15 protein-coding genes are annotated in these 20,526 nt (G+C 71.7%); 9 read left to right on the top strand and 6 right to left on the bottom strand.

Annotated elements, in window-relative coordinates; genetic code table 11:
• Nucleotides 1–309 precede the first annotated feature (309 nt).
• A complete protein-coding gene (locus tag ACIBHY_RS53020; RefSeq protein WP_397244586.1) occupies nucleotides 310–1,215 on the top strand; it encodes a 2'-5' RNA ligase family protein in 906 nt (301 codons plus the stop codon).
• On the top strand, nucleotides 1,212–1,601 hold the full coding sequence (locus ACIBHY_RS53025) for a hypothetical protein (RefSeq protein ID WP_397244584.1): 390 nt from the start codon (nucleotides 1,212–1,214) through the stop codon (nucleotides 1,599–1,601). The genes ACIBHY_RS53020 and ACIBHY_RS53025 overlap by 4 nt, the downstream gene beginning before the upstream one ends.
• Here the strand turns inward: ACIBHY_RS53025 and ACIBHY_RS53030 are convergent.
• From ACIBHY_RS53030 to ACIBHY_RS53045, 4 genes are read right to left on the bottom strand one after another with little or no spacing between them, the layout of a single operon-like run.
• Entirely contained in the window at nucleotides 1,534–3,531 is a 1,998-nt protein-coding gene (locus ACIBHY_RS53030; protein WP_397310858.1) for a hypothetical protein, read from the bottom strand. The genes ACIBHY_RS53025 and ACIBHY_RS53030 overlap by 68 nt on opposite strands.
• 24 nt (nucleotides 3,532–3,555) lie before the next feature.
• Entirely contained in the window at nucleotides 3,556–6,069 is a 2,514-nt protein-coding gene (locus ACIBHY_RS53035; RefSeq protein ID WP_397310859.1) for a dipeptide ABC transporter ATP-binding protein, read from the bottom strand.
• Nucleotides 6,070–6,104: 35 nt separating this feature from the next.
• Entirely contained in the window at nucleotides 6,105–7,043 is a 939-nt protein-coding gene (locus ACIBHY_RS53040) for an ABC transporter permease (RefSeq protein ID WP_397244579.1), read from the bottom strand.
• 1 nt (nucleotide 7,044) lies between these two features.
• On the bottom strand, nucleotides 7,045–8,568 hold the full coding sequence (locus tag ACIBHY_RS53045; RefSeq protein ID WP_397310860.1) for an ABC transporter substrate-binding protein: 1,524 nt from the start codon (nucleotides 8,566–8,568) through the stop codon (nucleotides 7,045–7,047).
• A 93-nt stretch (nucleotides 8,569–8,661) separates the two neighbouring features.
• On the opposite strand from ACIBHY_RS53045, the gene ACIBHY_RS53050 reads away from it, so the two are divergent.
• From ACIBHY_RS53050 to ACIBHY_RS53060, 3 genes are all read left to right on the top strand, one after another.
• The gene (locus ACIBHY_RS53050; RefSeq protein WP_397244575.1) at nucleotides 8,662–9,609 is read left to right on the top strand and encodes an alpha/beta hydrolase; all 948 of its coding nucleotides are present in this window, start codon (nucleotides 8,662–8,664) and stop codon (nucleotides 9,607–9,609) included.
• 128 nt (nucleotides 9,610–9,737) lie between these two features.
• Nucleotides 9,738–10,865, top strand: coding sequence for a PucR family transcriptional regulator (locus ACIBHY_RS53055; protein WP_397244572.1), 1,128 nt, complete (start codon nucleotides 9,738–9,740; stop codon nucleotides 10,863–10,865).
• 87 nt (nucleotides 10,866–10,952) lie between these two features.
• Complete coding sequence (locus tag ACIBHY_RS53060) at nucleotides 10,953–12,365, top strand: carboxylesterase/lipase family protein (protein WP_397310861.1); 1,413 nt, start codon at nucleotides 10,953–10,955, stop codon at nucleotides 12,363–12,365.
• Here ACIBHY_RS53060 and ACIBHY_RS53065 read toward each other — a convergent pair.
• Nucleotides 12,362–12,931 carry a TetR/AcrR family transcriptional regulator gene (locus ACIBHY_RS53065; protein WP_397244567.1) on the bottom strand — a complete coding sequence of 190 codons (570 nt, stop codon included), beginning with the start codon at nucleotides 12,929–12,931 and terminating at the stop codon, nucleotides 12,362–12,364. The genes ACIBHY_RS53060 and ACIBHY_RS53065 overlap by 4 nt on opposite strands.
• Before the next feature lie 36 nt (nucleotides 12,932–12,967).
• Between ACIBHY_RS53065 and ACIBHY_RS53070 the strand changes: the two genes are divergently transcribed.
• The 4 genes from ACIBHY_RS53070 to ACIBHY_RS53085 all read left to right on the top strand — a co-directional run bounded on the left by ACIBHY_RS53070 (nucleotide 12,968) and on the right by ACIBHY_RS53085 (nucleotide 19,135).
• Nucleotides 12,968–15,481 (top strand): family 78 glycoside hydrolase catalytic domain, encoded by a 2,514-nt coding sequence (locus ACIBHY_RS53070; protein ID WP_397310862.1) that lies wholly within the window; start codon nucleotides 12,968–12,970, stop codon nucleotides 15,479–15,481.
• Nucleotides 15,482–16,019: 538 nt separating this feature from the next.
• Nucleotides 16,020–17,363 (top strand): MFS transporter, encoded by a 1,344-nt coding sequence (locus ACIBHY_RS53075; protein ID WP_397310863.1) that lies wholly within the window; start codon nucleotides 16,020–16,022, stop codon nucleotides 17,361–17,363.
• A 191-nt stretch (nucleotides 17,364–17,554) separates the two neighbouring features.
• Complete coding sequence (locus ACIBHY_RS53080) at nucleotides 17,555–18,124, top strand: TetR/AcrR family transcriptional regulator (RefSeq protein WP_184960145.1); 570 nt, start codon at nucleotides 17,555–17,557, stop codon at nucleotides 18,122–18,124.
• Nucleotides 18,125–18,607: 483 nt separating this feature from the next.
• Nucleotides 18,608–19,135, top strand: coding sequence for a TetR/AcrR family transcriptional regulator (locus ACIBHY_RS53085; RefSeq protein WP_379610431.1), 528 nt, complete (start codon nucleotides 18,608–18,610; stop codon nucleotides 19,133–19,135).
• Between the two features lie 209 nt (nucleotides 19,136–19,344).
• Here the strand turns inward: ACIBHY_RS53085 and ACIBHY_RS53090 are convergent, their stop codons facing one another.
• On the bottom strand, nucleotides 19,345–20,499 hold the full coding sequence (locus ACIBHY_RS53090; protein WP_397310864.1) for a glycoside hydrolase family 3 C-terminal domain-containing protein: 1,155 nt from the start codon (nucleotides 20,497–20,499) through the stop codon (nucleotides 19,345–19,347).
• Nucleotides 20,500–20,526: the final 27 nt, after the last annotated feature.

A 20,526-nucleotide genomic window follows, 5' to 3' on the forward strand; every position in this document is an offset into this window, starting at 1 on the left:
AAGAAGGCGGTGCACGTTCAGACCCCCAACGGACCGACTGGCAATGCAGTCGCTAAGGGTGTTTCCCCGTCGGCCACCACCCGCAGTCGGGTGACCGGGGACCCATACTGGTTGTGGGTCATCTGACATGTCAATACCGGGATATGTCGCGATATAAAGTCGGCATCATGGATATTTCGTGGAATGAAGTAGGGGCGTGAGCTGGCATTTCCTTTGGTAAACAAACTTTTCTTCCAGGGGTAATGCCAGGTCAAGGGTGATCATCCTGAGTCGCGGCTCGAACGCCGGCCCCATGGGATACTTCCGGCCATGTTCACCCGAGGCGAGACCGCGCTGACGGTCACCGTGCCCGCCGCCGAGCAGGTCGTGGGCCCGTGGCGGCAGCGCTACGACCCGTCGACCGCCTACGGCGTGCCCGCCCACGTGACCGTGCTCTACCCGTTCCTCGACGCCGCCCGGGTGGACGAGGACGCGCTGCGCGAACTGTTCGCCTCCTGTGAACGCTTCGATCTGGTCTTCGAGCGGTTCGCGCGGTTTCCCGGCGTGGTCTACCTGGCTCCCGAGCCGGCGGAGCCGGTCAGGAAGCTGACCGAGGCCGTGGTGGCGCGGTGGCCGCAGGCGCAGCCGTACCAGGGGAAATATGGGGAGATCACGCCGCACCTCACGGTCGGGCAGGGGATGGACGACGAGAGCGCGGACGCGATCGAGCGCGGCCTGAGCGGGCTGCCGGTGCGGATGCGGGCCAGCGGCGTGACGCTGGAGGTCTTCGACGGCGAGACGTGGCGGCGGCGGGCGTGCTTCCCGTTCGGGGAGGTCGGGGAGGCGGAGTTCGCCTACCCGGGCCCGCTGCGGGACGAACTGGTCGCGGCGATCCTGGCCGGGCGCAAGACCGCGACGAGTTCGCTGCTGGCCGACTACGAGCACGAGGACGAGCCGCTGCCGGTGGCGGGCTCCTGGGACGCGCTGATCGACTCGGCCGGGCGGCGCGTGGCGCTGCTGGAGACCACCGAGGTGAAGGTGGCGCCGATCCGGGAGATCGACGAGCGCTTCGCCCACGACGAGGGGGAGGGCTACGCCGGCGTCGCCGAGTGGCGGGCCGGTCACGAGCGCTTCTGGCTCAGCCCCGAGCACGTGGCCCACCTGGGCCGCGCGCCCGTGATCGACGACGACACCCTTGTGGTGACCGAACGCTTCCGTGTCCTGGAGACCCTGTGAACGACGGAGACTACGGCCTGCCCGGCTCGCTGGCGCGCGTCCTGGACGAGATCGCCGGGGAACGACGGGCCCAGGACGCGCGCTGGGGCATCCAGGACATGCCCGACGGAACCTCCCCATCCCGTACGCCCGCCGCCGACGAGGCCAAGCGCGAGACCTCGGCCGCGGCCGACGACGGCACGCTGACCTGGCGGCACATCCTGGCCGAAGAGGTGCTGGAGGCGTTCGCGGAGTCCGGCTCCGAGGCGCTGCGCACCGAACTGATCCAGGTCGCGGCCGTCGCGGTCAAATGGGCGCAGGCGCTCGACCGCCGCGCGGTCACGGCGGGAACGTCCCCAGCCCCTCGTGCGACACCCGCCACCCCTCGGGAAACCGGCCGGCCATGAGCGCCACGGCCGCGAGCAGCCCGCCGTTGGCCGGCAGGTAGACCGACAGCCCGCCGGGAAACTGCGGCACGTGCCCGGTGGGCAGGTAGTGGTTCTTGTACGTCTCCATGAGCAGCGCGTCGACCGCGTCGCCCGGACGGCCGAGCCGGGTGGCGCACATGGCCAGCACCGGGTAGTCCCACCCCCACGTGCTCCCCAGATCCCAGGTACGCAGCACGTGGTCGAACGTGGCCGACATGATCCCGGGATCGATCAGCGGGGTGGCGGGCAGGAAGCCGAGTGCCATGAGCATCGACGGGTGGTCATCGGGCAGCGTGTACGGCTCGGTGGCGACCGCCGCGTACACGCCGTCGCGCACCAGGGGCCTGGCCAGCCCATGCAGCACCGCGTCCCACCCGGGCTCCCGCTCCAGGCCGAGCCGCTCGCGCCATTCCTGCGCGACCCGCAGGCCCCAGTGCCAGTAGGCCAGCTCGAAGGTGGGGTCGGCGGTGCCGGCCCGGCCGGGGAAGTACGTCTCCTGCGCCGGGACCAGCGGCGGACCGAGGTGGTGGACGCCGTCCTCGTCCGGTTCGGCGTAGGAGGCCATGAAGTCCGCCGTGGCGAAGACCAGGTCGGCGTAGCGCTCCAGCGCCCCGGGCACGCCGTTGTGCCGGAGCAGTTCGGCGTAGTGGATCGGGTGCGGCTGCTGCCAGATGAGGAAGGCGCCGATCGGGCTGGGCGCCTCGCGGCCGTCCGGGCCGACCTGCTTGGGCCAGCGGGCGCCGGAGTAGCCCTGCTCCGCGGCGGTCCGCCGGGCCTGGCCCAGGATCTCGCGGTACCAGCCGAGACCGCGTTCGAGCAGTTCGGGCCGTCCCCACAGGACGAAGTGGGCGGCGTGCCACCAGTGCATCTCCAGATGGAACTTGCCGCCCCAGGAGTTGTGCACGAGCCCCGACTCCTGCGGCGGCGCCGACCCCGAGCAGTGCACGGCGGTCAGGTACTGCGAGAGCACCACCCGCCGCTCCAGCTCGCCCGCCCGCGGATCGGCGCTGCCCTCGAAGCTGACCGCCGCGCCGGACGTCCAGTACGCCCGCCAGTACCCGGCCGCCGCCTCCTCCACCGCGTCGAAGGCGGGCGGCTCGTCCGGCGGCTCGGCGGAGAAGGCGGCGCTCAGCCTCAGCTCCGCCGCTCCGGTGCCCACCACCGGGCCCGGCCCCCAGCGCCCGTCGGTCCGCACGCGCACGTGGTAGCGCGCGTCGCCGACCTCGCGCGAGATCCCCTCCGGCCCGTAACAGGTGGTCTGCGCCAGCCGCTCGCCCGGCGAGAGCGGATCGCGCTGTCCGGGAAAGGTGATCGCGACGCCCAGCGCACCGGCCGCGAGCAACGGCGAGCGCACCCGCGTGGCGACCACGTCCAGCTCGGGATGGACCACGGTCCGCACCTCGACCGGCTGCCCGCCGAGCAGGAAAGCCGAGCGCACGCTGCCCGTCCACAGGTCGAGCTCCACGCGCGTCTCCGTCAGCTCCAGCGCCGGGTCGAACCGCAGCCCGATCCGCCCGAGATCGAGCCGCCGCGGATTGGCGTAGAGCCAGCCGCCCGCGTCGGCGGAGGCCACGCCGTCCGCCCCGATCCGCATCCGGTCGGGGTAGCGCACCATGCGGGTGCGGGTGGAATAGCCCGTCCCCGCCTCCTCCAGCCGGTACGGCACGCCGGGGTCGGTGGAGTACCAGCCCCAGCTCGACTGGATCCGCAACGGCACCGGGAAGTCGTCAGGATCGAAGACCCCGGGCTCGCGCCGGGGCGGCAGCTCGTGCGCCTCCGGGAACGTCTGCAGCCCGGTCACGTCCACGTTGACCGCGAAGTCGCCGTTGCCCAGGCTGAGCGTGCACGAGGGATGCCAGGACGTGAGCACCACCGCGTGCCGTCGCACCAGCCGCTCCCTGTCGATCACGTCCGCTCCTTCACGCCTGCTCCTTCACGCCTGCTCCTTCGCGGCCAGGCCGAGCCGGGCCGCGCGCCGGGCCGCCTGCCGGTCCGGGTCGGGCACCAGCGCCGACAGCAGCAGCCGCCGCGTGTACGGATCACGCGGCTCGGTGGTCACCTGCTCGGCGTCACCGGTCTCGACCAGCACGCCCTGCGACATGACCGCGACCCGGTCGCTGACGTTGCGCACCACCGCCAGATCGTGCGAGATGAACAGATAGCTCACCCCGGTGTCGCGCTGGATCTCGGTGAGCAGGCCGAGCACCTGCGCCTGCGTCGAGACGTCGAGCGCGGAGACGGGCTCGTCGCAGATGATCAGGCGCGGGCCGAGGGCGAGCGCGCGGGCGATGGCCACCCGCTGGCGCTGCCCGCCCGACAGCTCGCGGGCGCGCCGCGCGCCGGTGCCGGTCGGCAGCTCGACCCGGTCAAGCAGCAGGGCGATGCGCCGGTCGGCCTCCGCCCGGTCGGCCACGCCGTGCGCGAGCAGCGGCTCGACCAGGATGTCGTGGATGCTCATGGCCGGGTTGAGCGAGCTGAACGGGTCCTGGAAGACCGCCTGGATCTGGCGGGCGCGCGCACGGCGACCGGGTAGGGGCTGCCCGCCGTACCGGATGGAGCCGCCGACGACCGGCGCGAGGCCCAGCACCGCGCGGCCGAGCGTCGTCTTGCCCGAGCCGGACTCGCCGACCAGCCCGAGCGTCTCGCCCTCGCCGACGGTCAGGCTGACCTCCTTGAGCACCCGCACCGGCGGGCGCCCCAGGCCGCGCTGCGGGTAGTCCACCCGCAGCCGGTCGATCTCCAGCAGCGGCGCCCCGACCGCCGCACTCCGTTCGCGTGGCGCGGCGTTGTGCGGGTTGGCCGCCAGCAGATCCTTCGTGTACGGCTGCGCCGGCTGGGCGAACAACGTCCGCGTGGGCGCGCTCTCCACGAGGCGCCCGTCGCGCATCACCGTGACCCGGTCGCACATGTCCGCCACCACGCCCAGGTCGTGGGTCACCAGCAGCACCGCCATGTCGCGTTCACCGCGCAGGGAACGCAGCAGGTCGAGCACCTCGGCCTGCACGGTGACGTCCAGCGCCGTGGTGGGCTCGTCGGCCACCAGCAGCTCGGGGTCGCAGGAGATGGCTCCCGCGATCAGCACGCGCTGGGCGGTGCCGCCCGAGATCTCGTGCGGGTAGGCGCGGTAGATGCGCTCGGGCTCGGCGATCCCCACCCTGGCCAGCAGTTCGAGCGCCCGGCGCCGGGCGGCCCGCCCGGACAGGCCGAGGTGCGCGCGCAGCGGTTCGACGAGCTGGCTGCCTACGCGGAAGCTCGGGTCGAGGTTGGACATCGGCTCCTGGGAGACGTAGCCGATGCGGGGGCCGCGCACGCGGTTCAGCTCGCGTTCGGTCAGCTCGGTCAGTTCGGCCCCGGCGAAGCGGACCGATCCGGCGGCGACCCGGCCGCTCGGCGGCAGCAGGCCGAGGGCGGCCAGGACGGTCTGGGTCTTGCCCGAGCCTGACTCGCCGACGAGGCCGACGACCTCGCCCGGCCGTACCTGGAGGTCGACGCCGTCGACGACGGTGACCTCGCCGCCGGCCGTACGGTGCGTGACCGTGAGGCCGGAGACGGTGAGCAGGGCGCCGTCGGCGGGTATCGGGGCGGGGGAGGAGGCGGCGGGCCGGCGGGTAGAGGGGGCGCGGCCCGCCGCCTGGATCGGGGTGTCCTCGAGCGCGTCGCGTACGGCGTTGCCGAGGACCGTCACCGCGAGCACGGTCGCGGCGATGGCGAGGCCGGGCCAGATCGACAGCCACGGGGCGCGGAAGACGTTGGCGGCGGCGTCGTTGAGCATCGCGCCCCAGCTGGCGGCGCCGGGCTCGCCGAGGCCGAGGAAGTCGATGCCGGCCTGGAGCAGCAGGGCCGCGCCGAACAGCAGCGGCGCCTGCACGATGATCGCCGAGCGGACCACCGGCAGCACGTGCCTGCGCACGACGTGCAGGTCGGACAGCCCGGACACGCGGGCGGCGTCGATGTAGAACTCGCCGCGCACCCGCATGGTCGCGGCGCGGACGAGCCGGTAGATGGACGGCGAGGCCAGGAAGCCGACGAACGCCATGGTGCCGACGAGGTCCGGGCCCATCACCGCGACGAAGGCCAGCACGACGATGAACGCCGGCAGCGCCATGAGCAGGTTGAACAACCAGCTCGCCACCGCGTCCGCCCATCGAGCGAAGTATCCGGCCAGCGTCCCGGCCACGACGCCCATCACCAGTGCCACCCCGGCCGCCAGCAGCGCGCCCGACACGGTGGCCCGGGTGCCGTGCAGCAGCCGGCTGAGCACGTCGCGGCCGGAGCCGTCGCCGCCGAGCGGATGCCCGGGGCCGGGACCGGCCAGGGCGGCCCGCAGGTCGACCTGGTCCGGCCCGTACGGCGCCAGCCACGCCCCGGCCACCGCCGCGACGACGACCAGCAGCAGCACGACGGCGGCCACGAGCGCGGCGGGCCTTTTGAGAAGAGTTCTGCTCATGAGGGGCGCAGCCTTCGGGCCCGGGAGAGTTCCGCTCATGGGGTGCGCACCTTCGGGTCGAGCCAGCTCACCAGCAGGTCGACGACCAGGTTGACGGTGAGCACGATGAGCACGCCGACCACCACCACGCCCAGCACCACCGGGATGTCGGAGCGGCTGGATGCGGCGGCGGCCAGGCTGCCGAGCCCGTTGATCGCGAAGATCTGCTCGACGATGATGGCCCCGCCGAGCAGACCGATGAACTGCAGGCTGACCACGGTCAGCGCGGTGGGCGCGGCGTTGCGCAGCACATGGCGCAGCAGCAGCCGGCGCCGAGGCAGGCCCCGGCCGCGCAGCGTGCGCACGTAGTCCTGGTTCAGCACGGCGGCCACCGCGTTGCGGGTCTGCGCCGCCACGGCCGCCACCGACCCTGCGGCGATCGCCACGACCGGCAGCAGCAGCGAACGCGCCCAGTCGGCCGGGCTCTCCGCGAACGCCACGTACCCGGTCGCCGGCAGCCACCTCAACTGCACCGCGAAGACGATGACCAGCAGCAACGCCACCCACATCCCCGGTACGGCGAAGCCGAGCGCCGCCGCGACCTGCAGCGCCCGGTCCAGCCAGCCGCGCCGCAGCGCCGCCGCCATGCCGAAGGCGATGCCGGTCACCGCCGAGACCAGCGTCGCGATGACCGCCAGCGAGACCGTGATGGGCAGCCGGGCGGTGATCGTCTCGACCACCGGCAGCCCGGTGAACCACGACACCCCCAGATCCCCCCGTACGGCCCCGCCCAGCCAGTCCAGGTAGCGCACGCTGACCGGCCGGTCCAGCCCGAGCTCCACCCGCTTGGCGGCGATCTGCTCGGCCGTGGCCGTCATGCCGAGCAGGTTGTGCGTGGGGTCGGGCACCAGCGTGGTGAGCAGCGAGGTGAGCGCGGTGATCACGACGAGCAGGACGCCCGCCGCGATCAGCCGCCGCGACAGCAGCCTGAGCACCTCAGCCCACCGGGTGGTAGTCGCGCAGGAAGACGAAGATCTGGTCGGCGGCGGCGTCGATCCTGACCTTGTCCTTCTTCCACACCATGAGGTTGGTGGCGGCGTACAGCGGGGCGAACCACGCCTGCTCCACCACATAGGTGTTGAGCTCCTGGAACAGCTTGCCGCGCTCGGCCTCCTCCGCGACGGCGATCCGGTCCATGAGCTTGGCGACCACCGGGTCCTCCACGTGGAACGGGTTGAACACCCCGCCCTTGGCCAGGAACAGCGAGGCGTCCAGCCAGTTCTCGGTGGCGGTGTAGGTGTACATGAAGGCCGGGTAGGTGCCGGCCAGATACTGCTGGGTGATCAGGTTGCTGGAGACCGGCTTGTACTTCACCTTGATGCCGATCTGGCCCAGTTGCTGGGCGACGATCGGGTACAGCGCGGGCACGTAGGTGTTCTCGCTGGGCAGGGTGAGCTCGAAGCCGTCCGGATAGCCCGCCTCGGCCAGCAGCCGCTTCGCCTTGGCCGGGTCGTAGGGGTAGCGGGAGTTGAGCGCGGCCACGTAGGCGGGGGTGCCGGCGGCGAACATCTGGGTGCGCCGGTCGCCGTTGCCCTTGTCGACCGCCTTGAGTATCCCCTCGGCGTCGAGACCGTGGTTGACGGCCTGCCGTACCTTGAGCTTGGCCAGCGGGGGAGCCAGCATGCCCGCGCGGTCGACGATCCACATGCCCATGATCAGGCCGGGCATCTTCCTGTGCTCCAGGCCCGCGCCCTGAACCTGCGGCAGGCTCGCCATGGGCACGCCGCCGGCGTCGACCTGGCCGCTGAGCGCGGCGTTGGCCATCGCGTTGGTGTCGGGCAGCGCCTTCATCACCAGCTTGTCGAAGCCGAACGTGGCCGGCAGGGAGTACTTGGGGTTGCGGGTGAAGGTGTAGGACGTGCCGCGGGTGCTGGCGTTCAGGTCCAGCACGTACGGCCCGCTGCCCACCGGGTTGGTCTTGAGCGTGGCGAAGGCCTTGGGGCTGGCGATCATGCCGGGGACCATGGAGAGCTGGTAGAGCAGGCCGGGATCGGGCTTCTTGAGCTTGACCATCAGCTCGGCCGGGCCGGTGGCCTCGACGCTCGCGATGCCGGCCAGCGCCGACTGGGTGGCGCCCGGTGTGCTCAGCCCGCGGTCCAGGTTCGCCTTGACCGCGGCGGCGTCGAGCGGGGTGCCGTCGGAGAAGGTCAGGCCGTCGCGGATGGTCATGGTCAGCGTGGTCTTGGGCTGGTCGTAGGCCCAGGTGGTGGCCACGCCGGGCGAGACGGAGAAGTCGGCGTTGAGCGTGGTCAGGGACGAGTAGACGGCCTGCAGGTAGCCCAGGGAGTTGCCCCCGGCGCCGACGGCTGGGTCCCAGGACGAGACGTCGGCCGCTACGGCCAGGGTGAGCATGCGCTCCGCCGTGGCGGCGCGTTCGGCAGCGCCGCCTGAACATGCGGTGCCCGCGACTGCGAGGGCGACGGCGGCGGCCGCCAAGGCCGTCCCGCGAGATCTCGGCATCGGAACCTCCTCGGATGGGGGTGTGGCGAGGCTAACAAAAACTACCTATCAATTGGTAGGCTTTTGGTAACGATGCCGATCCGAGGAGTTCACATGCCCGTCGACCCGCAGATCGCCCCCCTGATCGCCATGATCCACTCCCAGCCTCCGGCGCCCCACGACCCCGTCGCCCGGCGCCGCATGAACGCCGAGCGCAAGGCGGAGGGGGCCGACCCCTACGGCGACTACGTGCAGGTGGAGCCCGAGATCGCGACGGTCTTCGAGGAGAAGGTCAAGGTCGCCGACCCGGACGGCGAGATCACCGTCCGCGTCTACCGGCCCGCGGAGGAGAACGCCGGGGCGATGGTGCTCTTCCACGGCGGCGGCTGGCTGATGGGCACGATCGACGACAGCGACCGCCGCTCACGCGCCATCGCCGCGGGCGCCGGCGTCGTGGTGGTCAACGTGGACTACCGGCTGGCGCCCGAGTTCCCCTTCCCCGTTCCCGCCGAGGACTGCTACCGCGCCTTCGAGTGGACCGTCGAGCAGGCCGGGCGGTTCGGGTTCGACCCCACGCGGGTGGGCGTGGGCGGCGAGAGCGCCGGCGGCAACCTGAGCGCGGCCGTGTCGCTCCTGGCCAAGGAGCGGGGCGGGCCGATGCCGGTGATCCAGGTGATGGAGATCCCCGCCTTCGACCTGACGATGTCCTCGCCCACCGTGGAGACCTACGCCGAGGGGCACGTGCTGACGAAGCCGGAGCTGGAGTGGTGCGTGGGCACCTACCTGTCCGGGCACGACGCCACCGACCCCATCGCCTCGCCGCTGCACGCCGCCGACCTGGCCGGGCTGCCGCCCGCGGTGATCCTCTCGGCCGAGTGCGACCCGCTGGCCGGCGACGCCCGCCGCTACGCCGCGCGGCTGGCCGAGGCGGGCGTGCCGGTGACCTTCCGCGAGTTCCCCGGGCACGTCCACGGCTCGCACACCCTGACCGGGATGCTGGCCTCCTCGCGCGAGTGGCGCGCGACCGTCGTGAACTCGATCGCCACCGTCATGACCCGCTGACCCGCAGCGCTGACCTTTGGTCCTGACCTGCGGTGGGCAGCGCATCGCGCTGTTGACGTGCGGTGCGGCATGCCGCTGACCTGCTCTCATGTGCGGGGGCACAAGGGGTGGCCGTTATGCTGCCGCGCATGGGTGACCCACGGATCGCGCGCCTGGCCGCCGAGCTGCTGGAGGACGTGCAGGGGCTCGCCGACCGCATGTTCGCCGCCATCGTGGCCGAGGACGAGACCTACGCCGCCATGCCGGAGGAACGGCTGGCCGAGGTGCGCGAGTACAACCGGCGCAACCTCGACGAGCACCTGCTCGACCTGGCGGAACAGCGCCCGGTCAAAGCCGTGGTGTCCAGGGAGACCGCGCGCCGCCGGGCCGGGCAGGGGGTGCCGCTCGGCACGGTGCTGCACGCCTACCGCATCGGGTTCCGGGTGGTCTGGGAGAGCCTGGTCGCGCGGGCCATGGCCGACCCCGGCTACCCCGTCGAGACGCTCGCCACCTCGATGACCGAGGTCTGGTCGCTCATCGACGGCTACTCCGTGGCGGTCACCGACAGCTACCACGAGGCCATGCTGGAGCTGGCCAGGCAGGACGAGCGCGAGCGCCAGGTGCTGCTCGACGCCCTGATCGAGGGGCGGGTCACCGACTGGAGCGTGCTGGGCGGCAGCGCGCACGCGCTCGGGCTGCCGGCGCGCGGGCCGTACGTGTGCGTGGTGGCCGACCCGGCGGTGCCGTTGTCCACGATCGGGCTGCGCGGCGCGTGGCGGCTGCGCGCCGACGACCAGGTGGGCATCGTGGCCGACTCGGGCGCGGTGCGGGCGGCGCTGGCCGGGCGCGGCAGGATCGGGATCAGCGCCCCCTACGAACGGCTGCCGCAGACCGCCGCCGCCTTCCGCCTGGCCAGGCTCGTGTGGGCGGGCCTGCCGCCGGGCAGCAGGGAGGCGGCCACCGTGGACAGCCGCCCGATCGGCGCGCTCGTCGCGGCAGCCCCCGACCTGGCGGAACGGGTCACCGCCGCGGTGCTCGGCCCGGTACTCGACCGCCCCGACGCCGGGGCCCTGCTGGAGGTGCTGTCGGCGTGGATGGAGAGCGGCGAGTCCACGTCAGAGCTGGCCCGCAGGCTCTACTGCCACCGCAACACCGTCCGCAACCGGCTGAGCAGGATCGAACGCCTCACCGGCCGGTCGCTGGAGCGCCCCGGGGACGTGGCCGCCCTGTACGCCGCCCTGATCGGCCACCGACTTGTGCCAGCGCCCAAACCCTGACCGGAAAGCCGTGTCTATGGCCCAGTGCCGGTAGAACGAGGTTCCAGGAAAATGGAGCCACCGCCCTTATCGCTGAAGGCAGGCGCCATGGAGATCATCGTCGAGACCCGGCCGGGCAAGCTGCGCGGCCTGCTGGAGGATGGCGTCGCCGTCTTCCGCGGCGTGCCGTACGCCGCACCGCCCTTCGGCGAGCTGCGCTTTTGCGCGCCCGAGCCGCCCCCACCGTGGGAGGGCGTGCGCGACGCGCTCGCCAACGGCCCCACGGCGGCCAAGCGCGGCTACCGCCCGCCGCTGGACGAGATCCTCGCCGAGGTGGCCATCCCGGGCGAGGACTGCCTCAACCTCAACCTCTGGACGCCCGGCCTCGACGGGCGGCGCCCGGTCATGGTGTGGATCCACGGCGGCTCCAACCGCAACGGCTCCAACGCCGTCCCCCTGTATGACGGCAGCACGTTCGCCCGCGACGGCGTGGTGATGGTGGCGATCAACTACCGCCTGGGCGTCGAGGGCTGGGCCAGTTTCCCCGACGCGCCGGACAACCGCGGGCTGCTCGACCAGATCGCCGCGCTGACCTGGGTGCGGGAGAACATCGAGGCGTTCGGCGGCGATCCGGACAACGTCACCGTCTTCGGCGAGTCGGCCGGCGCGATCGACCTCGGGGTACTGCTCGGCATCCCGGCGGCCCGGCGGCTGCTGAACCGGGCGATCATCCAGAGCGGCGGGCCGGCCGCCGGCCATCGCGCGGCCGTCAGAAAGGCGACCGGTCAGATCGCGCGCCGCCTCGGCGTGCCCGCCACCGCCGCCGCCTTCGCCGACGTGGACCAGGAACGGCTGCTCGACGCGCAGGCCGCGGTCATGAGCAGGAGCGGCCTGGCCGGCGGGCCCGAGCTGGGGCCCGTGATCGACGGCGAGCTGGTCGCCGGGCCGCCGGAGGAGAACGTCGACCCCGAGGTGGAGGTGCTGATCGGGCACACCACGGAGGAGTACCGGCTGTGGTTCGTGCCGACCGGCGGCGTCGACCGTATGGGGCCGCTGATGGCCCGCCTGGCGATGCTCAAGATGGGGGTGAAAGGGCGGATCTGGCGCGGCTACAAGGCGTTGTATCAGGGAGCCAAGCCGGGCGAGGTGTTCGGGCTCGTGCTCACCGACCGCCTGGTACGGCTGGCCAACCGCCGCCTGGCCGAGGGGCGGCCGATCGGGCGCACGTGGCTGTACGAGTTCGCCTGGCGCTCGCCCGAGCGTGACCTGGGCGCGGCCCACGCCATGGAGATCCCGTTCGTCTTCGACGCGCTGGCCATGCCCGAGTCGCGCTGGATGGTGGGGGAGAACCCGCCGCAGGGCCTGGCCGACGAGATGCACGCGGCGTGGGTGCGCTTCGCCATCACCGGGGAGCCGGGCTGGCCCGCGTGGAACCCCTCGACCCGGCCGACGATGGTCTTCGACGCCGAATCGGCGGTCGTGGAGGACCACCGTGCGGAGGTGCACGCCCTCTGGGTTTAGGGCAGATCGCGCTGGAGCGACAGCGCGTACGCCTCGATGCGCTCGACCAGATCCACCTGCTCGGGATCCAGCAGCCATTGGGTCGCCAGGCCGTCGAGCGTGGCGATGATCTCGGCCGCCTTGCCCTCCGGGTCGAGGTCCGCCCGGATCTCGCCGCGTTCCTGGCCCGCGCGCAGCGCTGCGGCCACCAGGGCGCGCATCGCCCGGTAGCGCTCGCGGAAGTACTCGTGCGCGGGCGCGCCGGGCTCCAGATTCTCCGCCACCAGGACCGCGAACAGTTTGGTCAGCCCGCGTTCCTCCCGGTTGCGCCGGGCGAAGGCGGGCATCTCGCGGATCGTGTCCAGCCCGCCGAGCGCCGCCGCCTCGCGGGCGAAGTCGAGGCTCCTGCCGTCGCGCCACTCGATGACCGCGCGCAGCAGGCCCTCCTTGTTGCGGAAGTGGTAGAGCAGCCCCGGCTCGGTGATGCCCACACGCTGGGCGATCTCGGTCATTCCGGTGCCGCGGAAGCCGGTGCGGGCGAAGAGTTCGGCGGCCACGGCCGCGATCTCCTCCTTGCGGTTCTTCATATGGACAACTTACTTAGTTGTAAGTAAGCATGCCTCATGGACATCGCAGCTCCCCGCTTCGAACACCTCGACGAGGCTCTTGGCCTGGGCGAAAGCCGTCCGAGACTCTCCTGGACCGTTGACAGCGAAAGCCCAGGATGGCGCCAGAGCGCCTACGAGATATCGGCCCGGGGCGAGCGTGTCCTGGTCGAGTCGGCGGAGTCGGTGTTGGTCCCGTGGCCGTTCGCGCCGCTGGCCGCCCGCGAGCGCGTGGAGGTCGGCGTCCGCGTGCGCGACGCGGAGGGCGCGTGGACGGACTGGAGCCCGCCCGCCGTCGCCGAGGCCGGCCTGCTCGGCCCGGCCGACTGGACCGCGCGCTTCGTCGCGCCGCCGGGCGAGGAGCAACTCCTGCGCGGCGTGTTCACGGTACGGCCCGCCGTAGCGTCGGCCAGGCTCTACGCCACCGCCCTGGGCGTCTACGAGATCGAGCTCAACGGCGTCACGGTCGGCGACCACGTCATGGCGCCCGGCTGGACCAGCTACACCCACCGCCTGCGCTACCAGACTCACGACGTCACCACGCTCCTGCGCCCCGGCCCCAACACGCTCGGCGCGATCCTGGCAGAGGGCTGGTACCGGGGCCGCCTGGGTTTCCAGGGCGGTACCGTCGCCGTCTACGGCGAGCGCCTCGCGCTTCTGGCCCAGCTGGAGATCACCTACACCGACGGCACCGTCCAGCGGTACGGCACCGGCCCCGACTGGCAGTGCGCCCCCGGCCCCATCCTGGCCAGCGGCATCTACGACGGCGAGACCCACGACGCCCGCCTGCGAACCCCCACCGGATGGCGCCCCGTGGACACGCTGGAGCACGACCTGTCCACGCTGGTGGCTCCCAGCGGCCCGCCGGTGCGCCGTACCCAGGAACTCGCCCCGAAAGAGATCCTGACCTCGCCGTCGGGACAGACCATCCTCGACTTCGGCCAGAACCTCGTCGGCCGCCTGCGCATCACCGCACGCGGGCAGGCGGGCGAGCGCGTCGTCCTGCGCCACGCGGAGGTGCTGGAGGGCGGTGAACTGTCCATCCGCCCCCTGCGCACCGCCGCCGCGACCGACGTCTACATCCTGCGCGGCGACGCGGAAGAGGTCTGGGAACCGCGCTTCACCTTCCACGGCTTCCGCTACGCCTCCGTCGAAGGACCCGTGGACCCGGCGCTGGTCCGCGCCGTCGTCTGCCACACCGACATGGAGCGCACCGGCCACTTCGAGTGCTCGGACCCGCTGGTCAACCGCCTGCACGAGAACGTGGTGTGGAGCATGCGCGGCAACTTCCTCGACCTGCCCACCGACTGCCCCCAGCGCGACGAACGCCTCGGCTGGACCGGCGACCTCCAGGTCTTCACCCCCGCCGCCGCCTTCCTGCACGACTGCGCCGGGATGCTCACCTCCTGGCTGGGCGACCTCGCCGCCGAACAGGCGCCGAACGGTGCCGTTCCCGTCGTGGTCCCCAACGTGCTGGGGGAGCGCGCCGTGATCGCCGCCGCCGGGTGGGGCGACGCCGCCGTCCTCGTCCCCTGGACCCTCTTTCAGCGGTACGGCGACGCCGGGCTCCTGGAGCGGCAGTTCCCCAGCATGCGGCGCTATGTCGACCATGTTGCGGAGCTGGCGGGTGATGGGCGGCTTTGGGATAGCGGCTACCAGTTCGGCGACTGGCTGGACCCTGCCGCGCCGCCGGACAAGCCGGGCGACGGGCGTACACCCAAGGAGGTTGTCGCCACCGCCTACCTCGCGCACTCCGCCAGGGTCGTCGCGGAGGCGGCGGCGGTGCTGGGACAGGACGCCGGGCCCTACACCGCTTTGTCCGCCCAAGTCCGGCAGGCCTTCGCGGACGCCTATGTCTCGCCGGAGGGAATGGTGCTGGGGGATTCGGCCACCGGCTACGCGCTCGCCCTGCGCTTCGACCTGCTTCCCACGCGGGAGCAGCGGACGTTCGCCGGTGAACGGCTGGCCCGAGTACTCGCCGACGGCGGCCACCACATCGCCACGGGCTTCCTCGGAACCCCGGAGGTGTGCGACGCCCTGACCGAGGCCGGGCAGGTGGAGGCCGCGTACCGGCTGCTGCTCCAGCGAGAATGCCCGTCCTGGCTGTACGCCGTGACCATGGGCGCCACGACGATCTGGGAGAGATGGGACAGCATGCTGCCCGACGGCACCGTGAACCCGGGCGAGATGACGTCGTTCAACCACTACGCGTTCGGCGCGGTGGCCGACTGGCTGCACCGCGTGGTGGCCGGAATAGCCCCGGCGGCGCCGGGCTACCGCCGCATCCTGCTGGCCCCCCGTCCGGGCGCGAATCTGACACACGCGAAAGCGACCCTCCGCACCCCGTACGGAAGGGTGGAACTCTCCTGGACCCTGACCAGGAACACCATGACCACCAACGCCACCATCCCCCCGAACACCACAGCCCAGGTCACCCTCCCCCACACGCCCCCCTTCGACATCCCATCCGGCACCTACCACTGGACCACCCCTTGGCCGGGGGCGGACGGCACGGCCAAGGGCTTGGCATAGGGCACTTCGCGCTTGGGCTCAAGGGCTCCGCATGGGGCGCTTCGCGCTTGGACCCAAGGGCTTCGCATGGGGCGCTTCGCGCCTGGGGCTCAGGCTGTGTTGAGTGGGAGCGCGGCCCCCACGCCCCGGCTCAAAGGGCGAGGGCTTCGCATGGGGCGCTTCGCGCCTGGGGCTCAGGCTGTGTTGAGTGGGGGCGCGGCCCCCACGCCCCGGTGGGGGCCTGCCGCCCGGGTGCAGCCCTAGAAGGCTCGCAACACGCTCCAGGGTGACATACACAAGCATTGAGCCCCGGGATCCTCTGTGCTTGCAGGTCACACCTGTAGCGCAAAGACCTTCGCTGCGAAGGGCCGCGAAGGGCCGCGAAGGGCCGCGAAGGGCTCTGCGCGACCTGCCGTGGGCCGACGCGATCCGCCCCCGCAGGCGGCAGCCGTACCCTCTCGAAGGTCTTGAGAAAGCGTGGTTTTGGGGCGTTGACCGGAATGACATAGCTCACCTAGCCTGTCTGCTACCAATCAGTTGGTAGGTTTTTGGAGGGCGCATGGAAGACCGGCCCGGTCTGGTGGAAAAGCTCGCCTTCTTCGGCGGCGTCGCGGGTGGGGCGCTGATGGGCGCGGCCTCCGGTTTCCTCCTGCTGTACCTCACCGACGTGGTCGGCATCGGCGCCGCAGCCGTCGGCACCCTGATGCTGGTGGCCCGGATCGTCGACGGCGCGAGCGATCCGATCATGGGCTACCTCGTCGACCACCTACCAGTCACTCGGTGGGGCCGGTTCCGCCTGTACGTGCTCATCGGCGGCATCCTCTGCGCCGTCTGCCTGGTGGCGCTCTTCGCCGCCCCCGCCTGGTTCCCGAACGCCCTGCTCGCCGCCTGGATCACGTACCTGCTGTGGGGCCTCCTGCTCGACCTGTTCCAGATCCCGTTGACGTCGTTGCTGCCCGTGGTGGCCGGCGACGCGCGTACCAGAAGTCAGCTCGCGAGCATCGTCGGCCTCACCGGCCTGCTGGCGGCGGCGCTGAGCACCGGCGCTACGCTGCCGATCGTCAAGGCGCTCGGGGGCGGCACGGGCGGCTGGCTCACGTACGTCAGCATGATCGCCCTGGTGGGCTGCGTCCTGGTGACCGTCATGGCGGTGCGCGTGCGCGAGCGCGTCAAGCCGTTGTCGCCGGAGCGCTACCGGCTGTCCGATGTACGCCGCGTCTTCTTCGCCCACCGAGCCGTCCCGATCCTGCTCACCTCAAAAGTGGCGGTACAGGCGGCCAGCGGCTCCCTCACCGCCGCCATGCCGTTCTTCTTCCTCTACTACATCGGCGACCAGGCCTACCTCTCCGCCGCAGCCCTGGTCATGGCCGTGCCCATGGTCATCGGCGCGATCGTGGTCCCCGTCATGGCCAGGCGGCACGGCGCCAAACCCTGGTACCTCCTCAGCCTCGCCGTCTCCATCGCCGGCCTCGCCCTGCTGATGGCCGTCCCGCCGACGCCCCTGCCCGTGATCGCCTGCTTCGCGCTGACGGGCTTCGGCTTCGGCGGCGCCGTGGCGCTCGGTCTGGTCCTGCTCGCCGAACTCGCCGACTACACCGAGTGGCGGTACGGCTTCCGCACCGAAGCCTCCCTCGCCGCCATGACCTCGTTCGCCACCAAGGCGGGCAGCGGTGTGGGCGGCGGCCTGCTCGCGTACACGCTGGCCGCCACCGGCTACCGCAGCGGCGGCGTCGCCCAGGGCTCAGAAGCGATCCAGGGCATCCTGTACGCCCAAAGCCTGATCCCGGCCGCCATCGGCATCGTCGGCGCCCTGGCCTTCGCCGCGTACCCGATCACCCGCGAAGTAGCCGCCCGCGCCGCCGCCGACCTGGCCGCCCGCAAAGTCCCCCTCCCCCAGCCCTGACCCCGTCCGACCCAGGGGCCGCATGCGGTGCGCCGGGTGAGTGCACGCGGTACCCGCTGGGGTGGGTGGACGCGGTACGCGCTTGGTTGGGTGCACGCGGACCCTGCCCGGCGGCGGGGAGAAAGCTACCGAGTGCTTGGTAGCTGGGAAAACCTACCTACTGATAGGTAATTTTTGGTAAGGTTTGTTGCATGGTAGCCAAGAGGCGCTATGCCGTCGGGGTGGCTCGCAGGGAGCAGATTCTCGAGGCCGCTCGTGAGGTGTTCAGCGTCAGGGGCTATCGCGGTGGGTCCATGCGGGACGTGGCCGCGCGCGTGGGGCTCAGCCTGGCGGGGGTGTTGCATTACTTCCCGTCCAAAGAGGATCTGCTGGCTGAGGTGCTTCAGCAGCGTGATGACATCGATATTCCGTGGTTCGAGGAGAAGTGGGCTGAACTGGGGAGCTTCCGGCTGGCGGTGCGGGAGCTTCAGGTACGGAACATGGGGCGGGCCGGGGTCATGCGGTTGTTCGTCACGTTGTCGGCCGAGGCCGCTGATGCCCAGCATCCGGCGCACGACTTCTTCGCGAAGCGGTACCGGACGAGTCGGGAGCTGTTCTCGGCCACGCTGGCCAAGGCTCAGGAGCGGGGCGAGGTGGTGGAGGGCGCGAGCGGGCCGTTGCTGATCGCCGTGCTGGACGGGCTGCAGGTGCAGTGGCTGCTGGAGCCGGACTTCGACCTTCTGACCGCCTTGGACGCCTACCTCGACAGCATCACGCGATAGGCCTCGCCAGGAGCGAGGTGGTTCCGCGTCCCATGGGCGCCGGCGTGTGATTCTGGTGGGTTCGCGGGTGCTTCGCAGGCTTGCGGGCTCACGGCTCGGTGGCGGTGGTTGGGCGTCATGTCGGAACGGGGTTGTTGGGGTTCTGGTGTCTGGGCGGGCGGGGAGGTTGGCCGCGCGGGGAGGGCGAGCGGTTGGGGAGGGCGGCTGTTCGGATGTGCTCACCGAGATGCGCGTGCTGGCCGAGCGGCAACCGTGGAGGCGCGGTGTCGACCGAGCGGAACACCGGCGGGCGGTGTCGGCCGGGGCGGGGCGGTGTCGGCCGGGAGTTGTGGCGGGGCGGGGCGGTGTCGGCCGGGAGTTGCGCCGGGGCGGTGCTGGCCAGGAGTTGTGCTGGAGCGGAAAAACGACCTATCGGTTGGTTGATTTGTTAGGGTGGCGGGTATGCCGTCGAAACGACCGTACGCCGTGGGGATCGCCCGGAGGATGCAGATCCTTCAGGCGGCCCGAGAGCTCTTCAGCGTCCGTGGTTACCGGGGCGCGTCGATGCGAGACGTGGCGGCGGAGGTTGGGCTGACGCTGGCTGGAGTGTTGCACTACTTTCCGTCCAAGGAAGAGCTGCTGGCCGAGGTGCTTCAGCAGCGGACCGACATGGACGTCCCCTGGTTCGAGCAGACGTGGGCCGAGCTGGGGAGCTTTCGGCTGGCCGTTCGCGAGCTGATGGTGCGGAACATGGCCGATCCCGGGGTCATGCGGCTGTTCGTGACGCTTTCGGCTGAGGCCACCGATCCCGGGCATCCCGCGCATGACTTCTTCGTCAAGCGGTACCGGACGAGTCGGGAGCTGTTCTCGGCCACGCTGGCCAAGGCCCGTGCCAATGGGGAGATCACCCGGCCGGTGAACGGGCCGTTGCTGATCGCTGTGCTCGATGGTCTGCAGATCCAGTGGCTCATTGAGTCGGACTTCGACCTGCTTGGGGCGCTCGACGCCTACCTGGACTCCATCACCGGGTGATTCCCGACGCGTACGTGCCCGACCGGCTCCCTCACCGCCCGGCCCCGGTCACCCGGTTCCGGACGTGCCGGTCGGGCCCCACCTACAGCACCGGCCGGCTCGCGTCGGCCGGACCCAAGCCGCTACTTCGCCTCACGCGGAGAGCGCCGTGTGGAGAGCGCCGCCGGGTGGGAGCGCGGCTCGCGGTCGACCTCAGCAGGGGAACGGTTTCACCAGCCCGCCCGTTCATTCACCTCGTCAGCCAGTTTGTCCAACCGCTCCGGATCCAAATAGGCCCCGGGGAACCGGGCGAGCCGCCGCACCGGCACCGACCCGGCCATCCGCAGAGCCGGCTCAGTGAGAAAGCGCGAATGGGACTGCCCGGTCTCGGCAGGCGGTCGCATCTCCCGTCGCAGCACGTCCAGCCCACCCGGTGCCGCAAGCCAATCAGCCAAGGGCGAATCAGGGGTGATGGCCGCCGGTAGCGGCTGCTTGGTGCCCTCCATCTCCACCGTGGCCGCGACCCGCAGGTCCCGGGAGGAAGCGCCGACGTGGATGGTGGCGGTGCCCGGGTCGATGGTCCAGCGCCGCCGTACCGGATGGAAGTAGGCGAAGTCGCGGAAGGAGAGGTAGAAGCGCACGGTCGTGGAGGCACCCGGCTCTAGAGGGACTTTTCGGAAGGCGCGCAGTTCGCGGGCGGGGCGGCGGACGTCGTGGCTGGGGGCGGCGACGTAGACCTGCGCCACCTCCTGGCCGGCCCGGTCGCCGAGGTTGGTGATGCGGACGCTGACGCGGACGACGAGCTCCTCGCCGGAGCCGCGGGTGTGGACATCGAGGTCGGAGTAGCCGAACTCGGTATAAGACAGGCCGTGCCCGAACGGGTAGCTGACCGGCGCGTCGAGCGCGTCGTGGTAGCGGTAGCCGACGAAGACGCCCTCGGTGTAGCGGACGGTGCCGAGTTCGCCGGGAAAGTCGAGGTAGGAGGCGGTGTCCTCCAGGCGCAGCGGGATGGTCTCGGCCAGGCGCCCGGACGGGTTGACCGCGCCGTAGAGGACGTCGGCGATCGCGCCGCCGCCGGCCTGTCCGAGCAACCATCCTTCCAGTACGGCCGAGGCCGCCCCATCCCAGTCCGCCACCCTGACCACACCGCCGTTGGACAGCACGACGACCACCCGCGTCCCGGTGGCGGCCACGACGTCGAGCAGCGCCCGCTGATTGTCCGGAAGCTCCAGATGCGTACGGTCGTATCCCTCACCCTCGTCCTCCGGCGGCAACCCGAGGCAGACGACCGTGGTCGCGGGGCGCGCCCCCCCCGCCCCCCCCCCCCCCACCCCCGGGGGGGGGGGGGCGGCCGGGCGCAACCCGGCAGCCGGCCGCGTCAACACCAACCCCCCCCCCCCCGCCCCCCACAA

Source organism: Nonomuraea sp. NPDC050547 (genome assembly GCF_044457345.1).
Lineage (GTDB): Bacteria > Actinomycetota > Actinomycetes > Streptosporangiales > Streptosporangiaceae > Nonomuraea.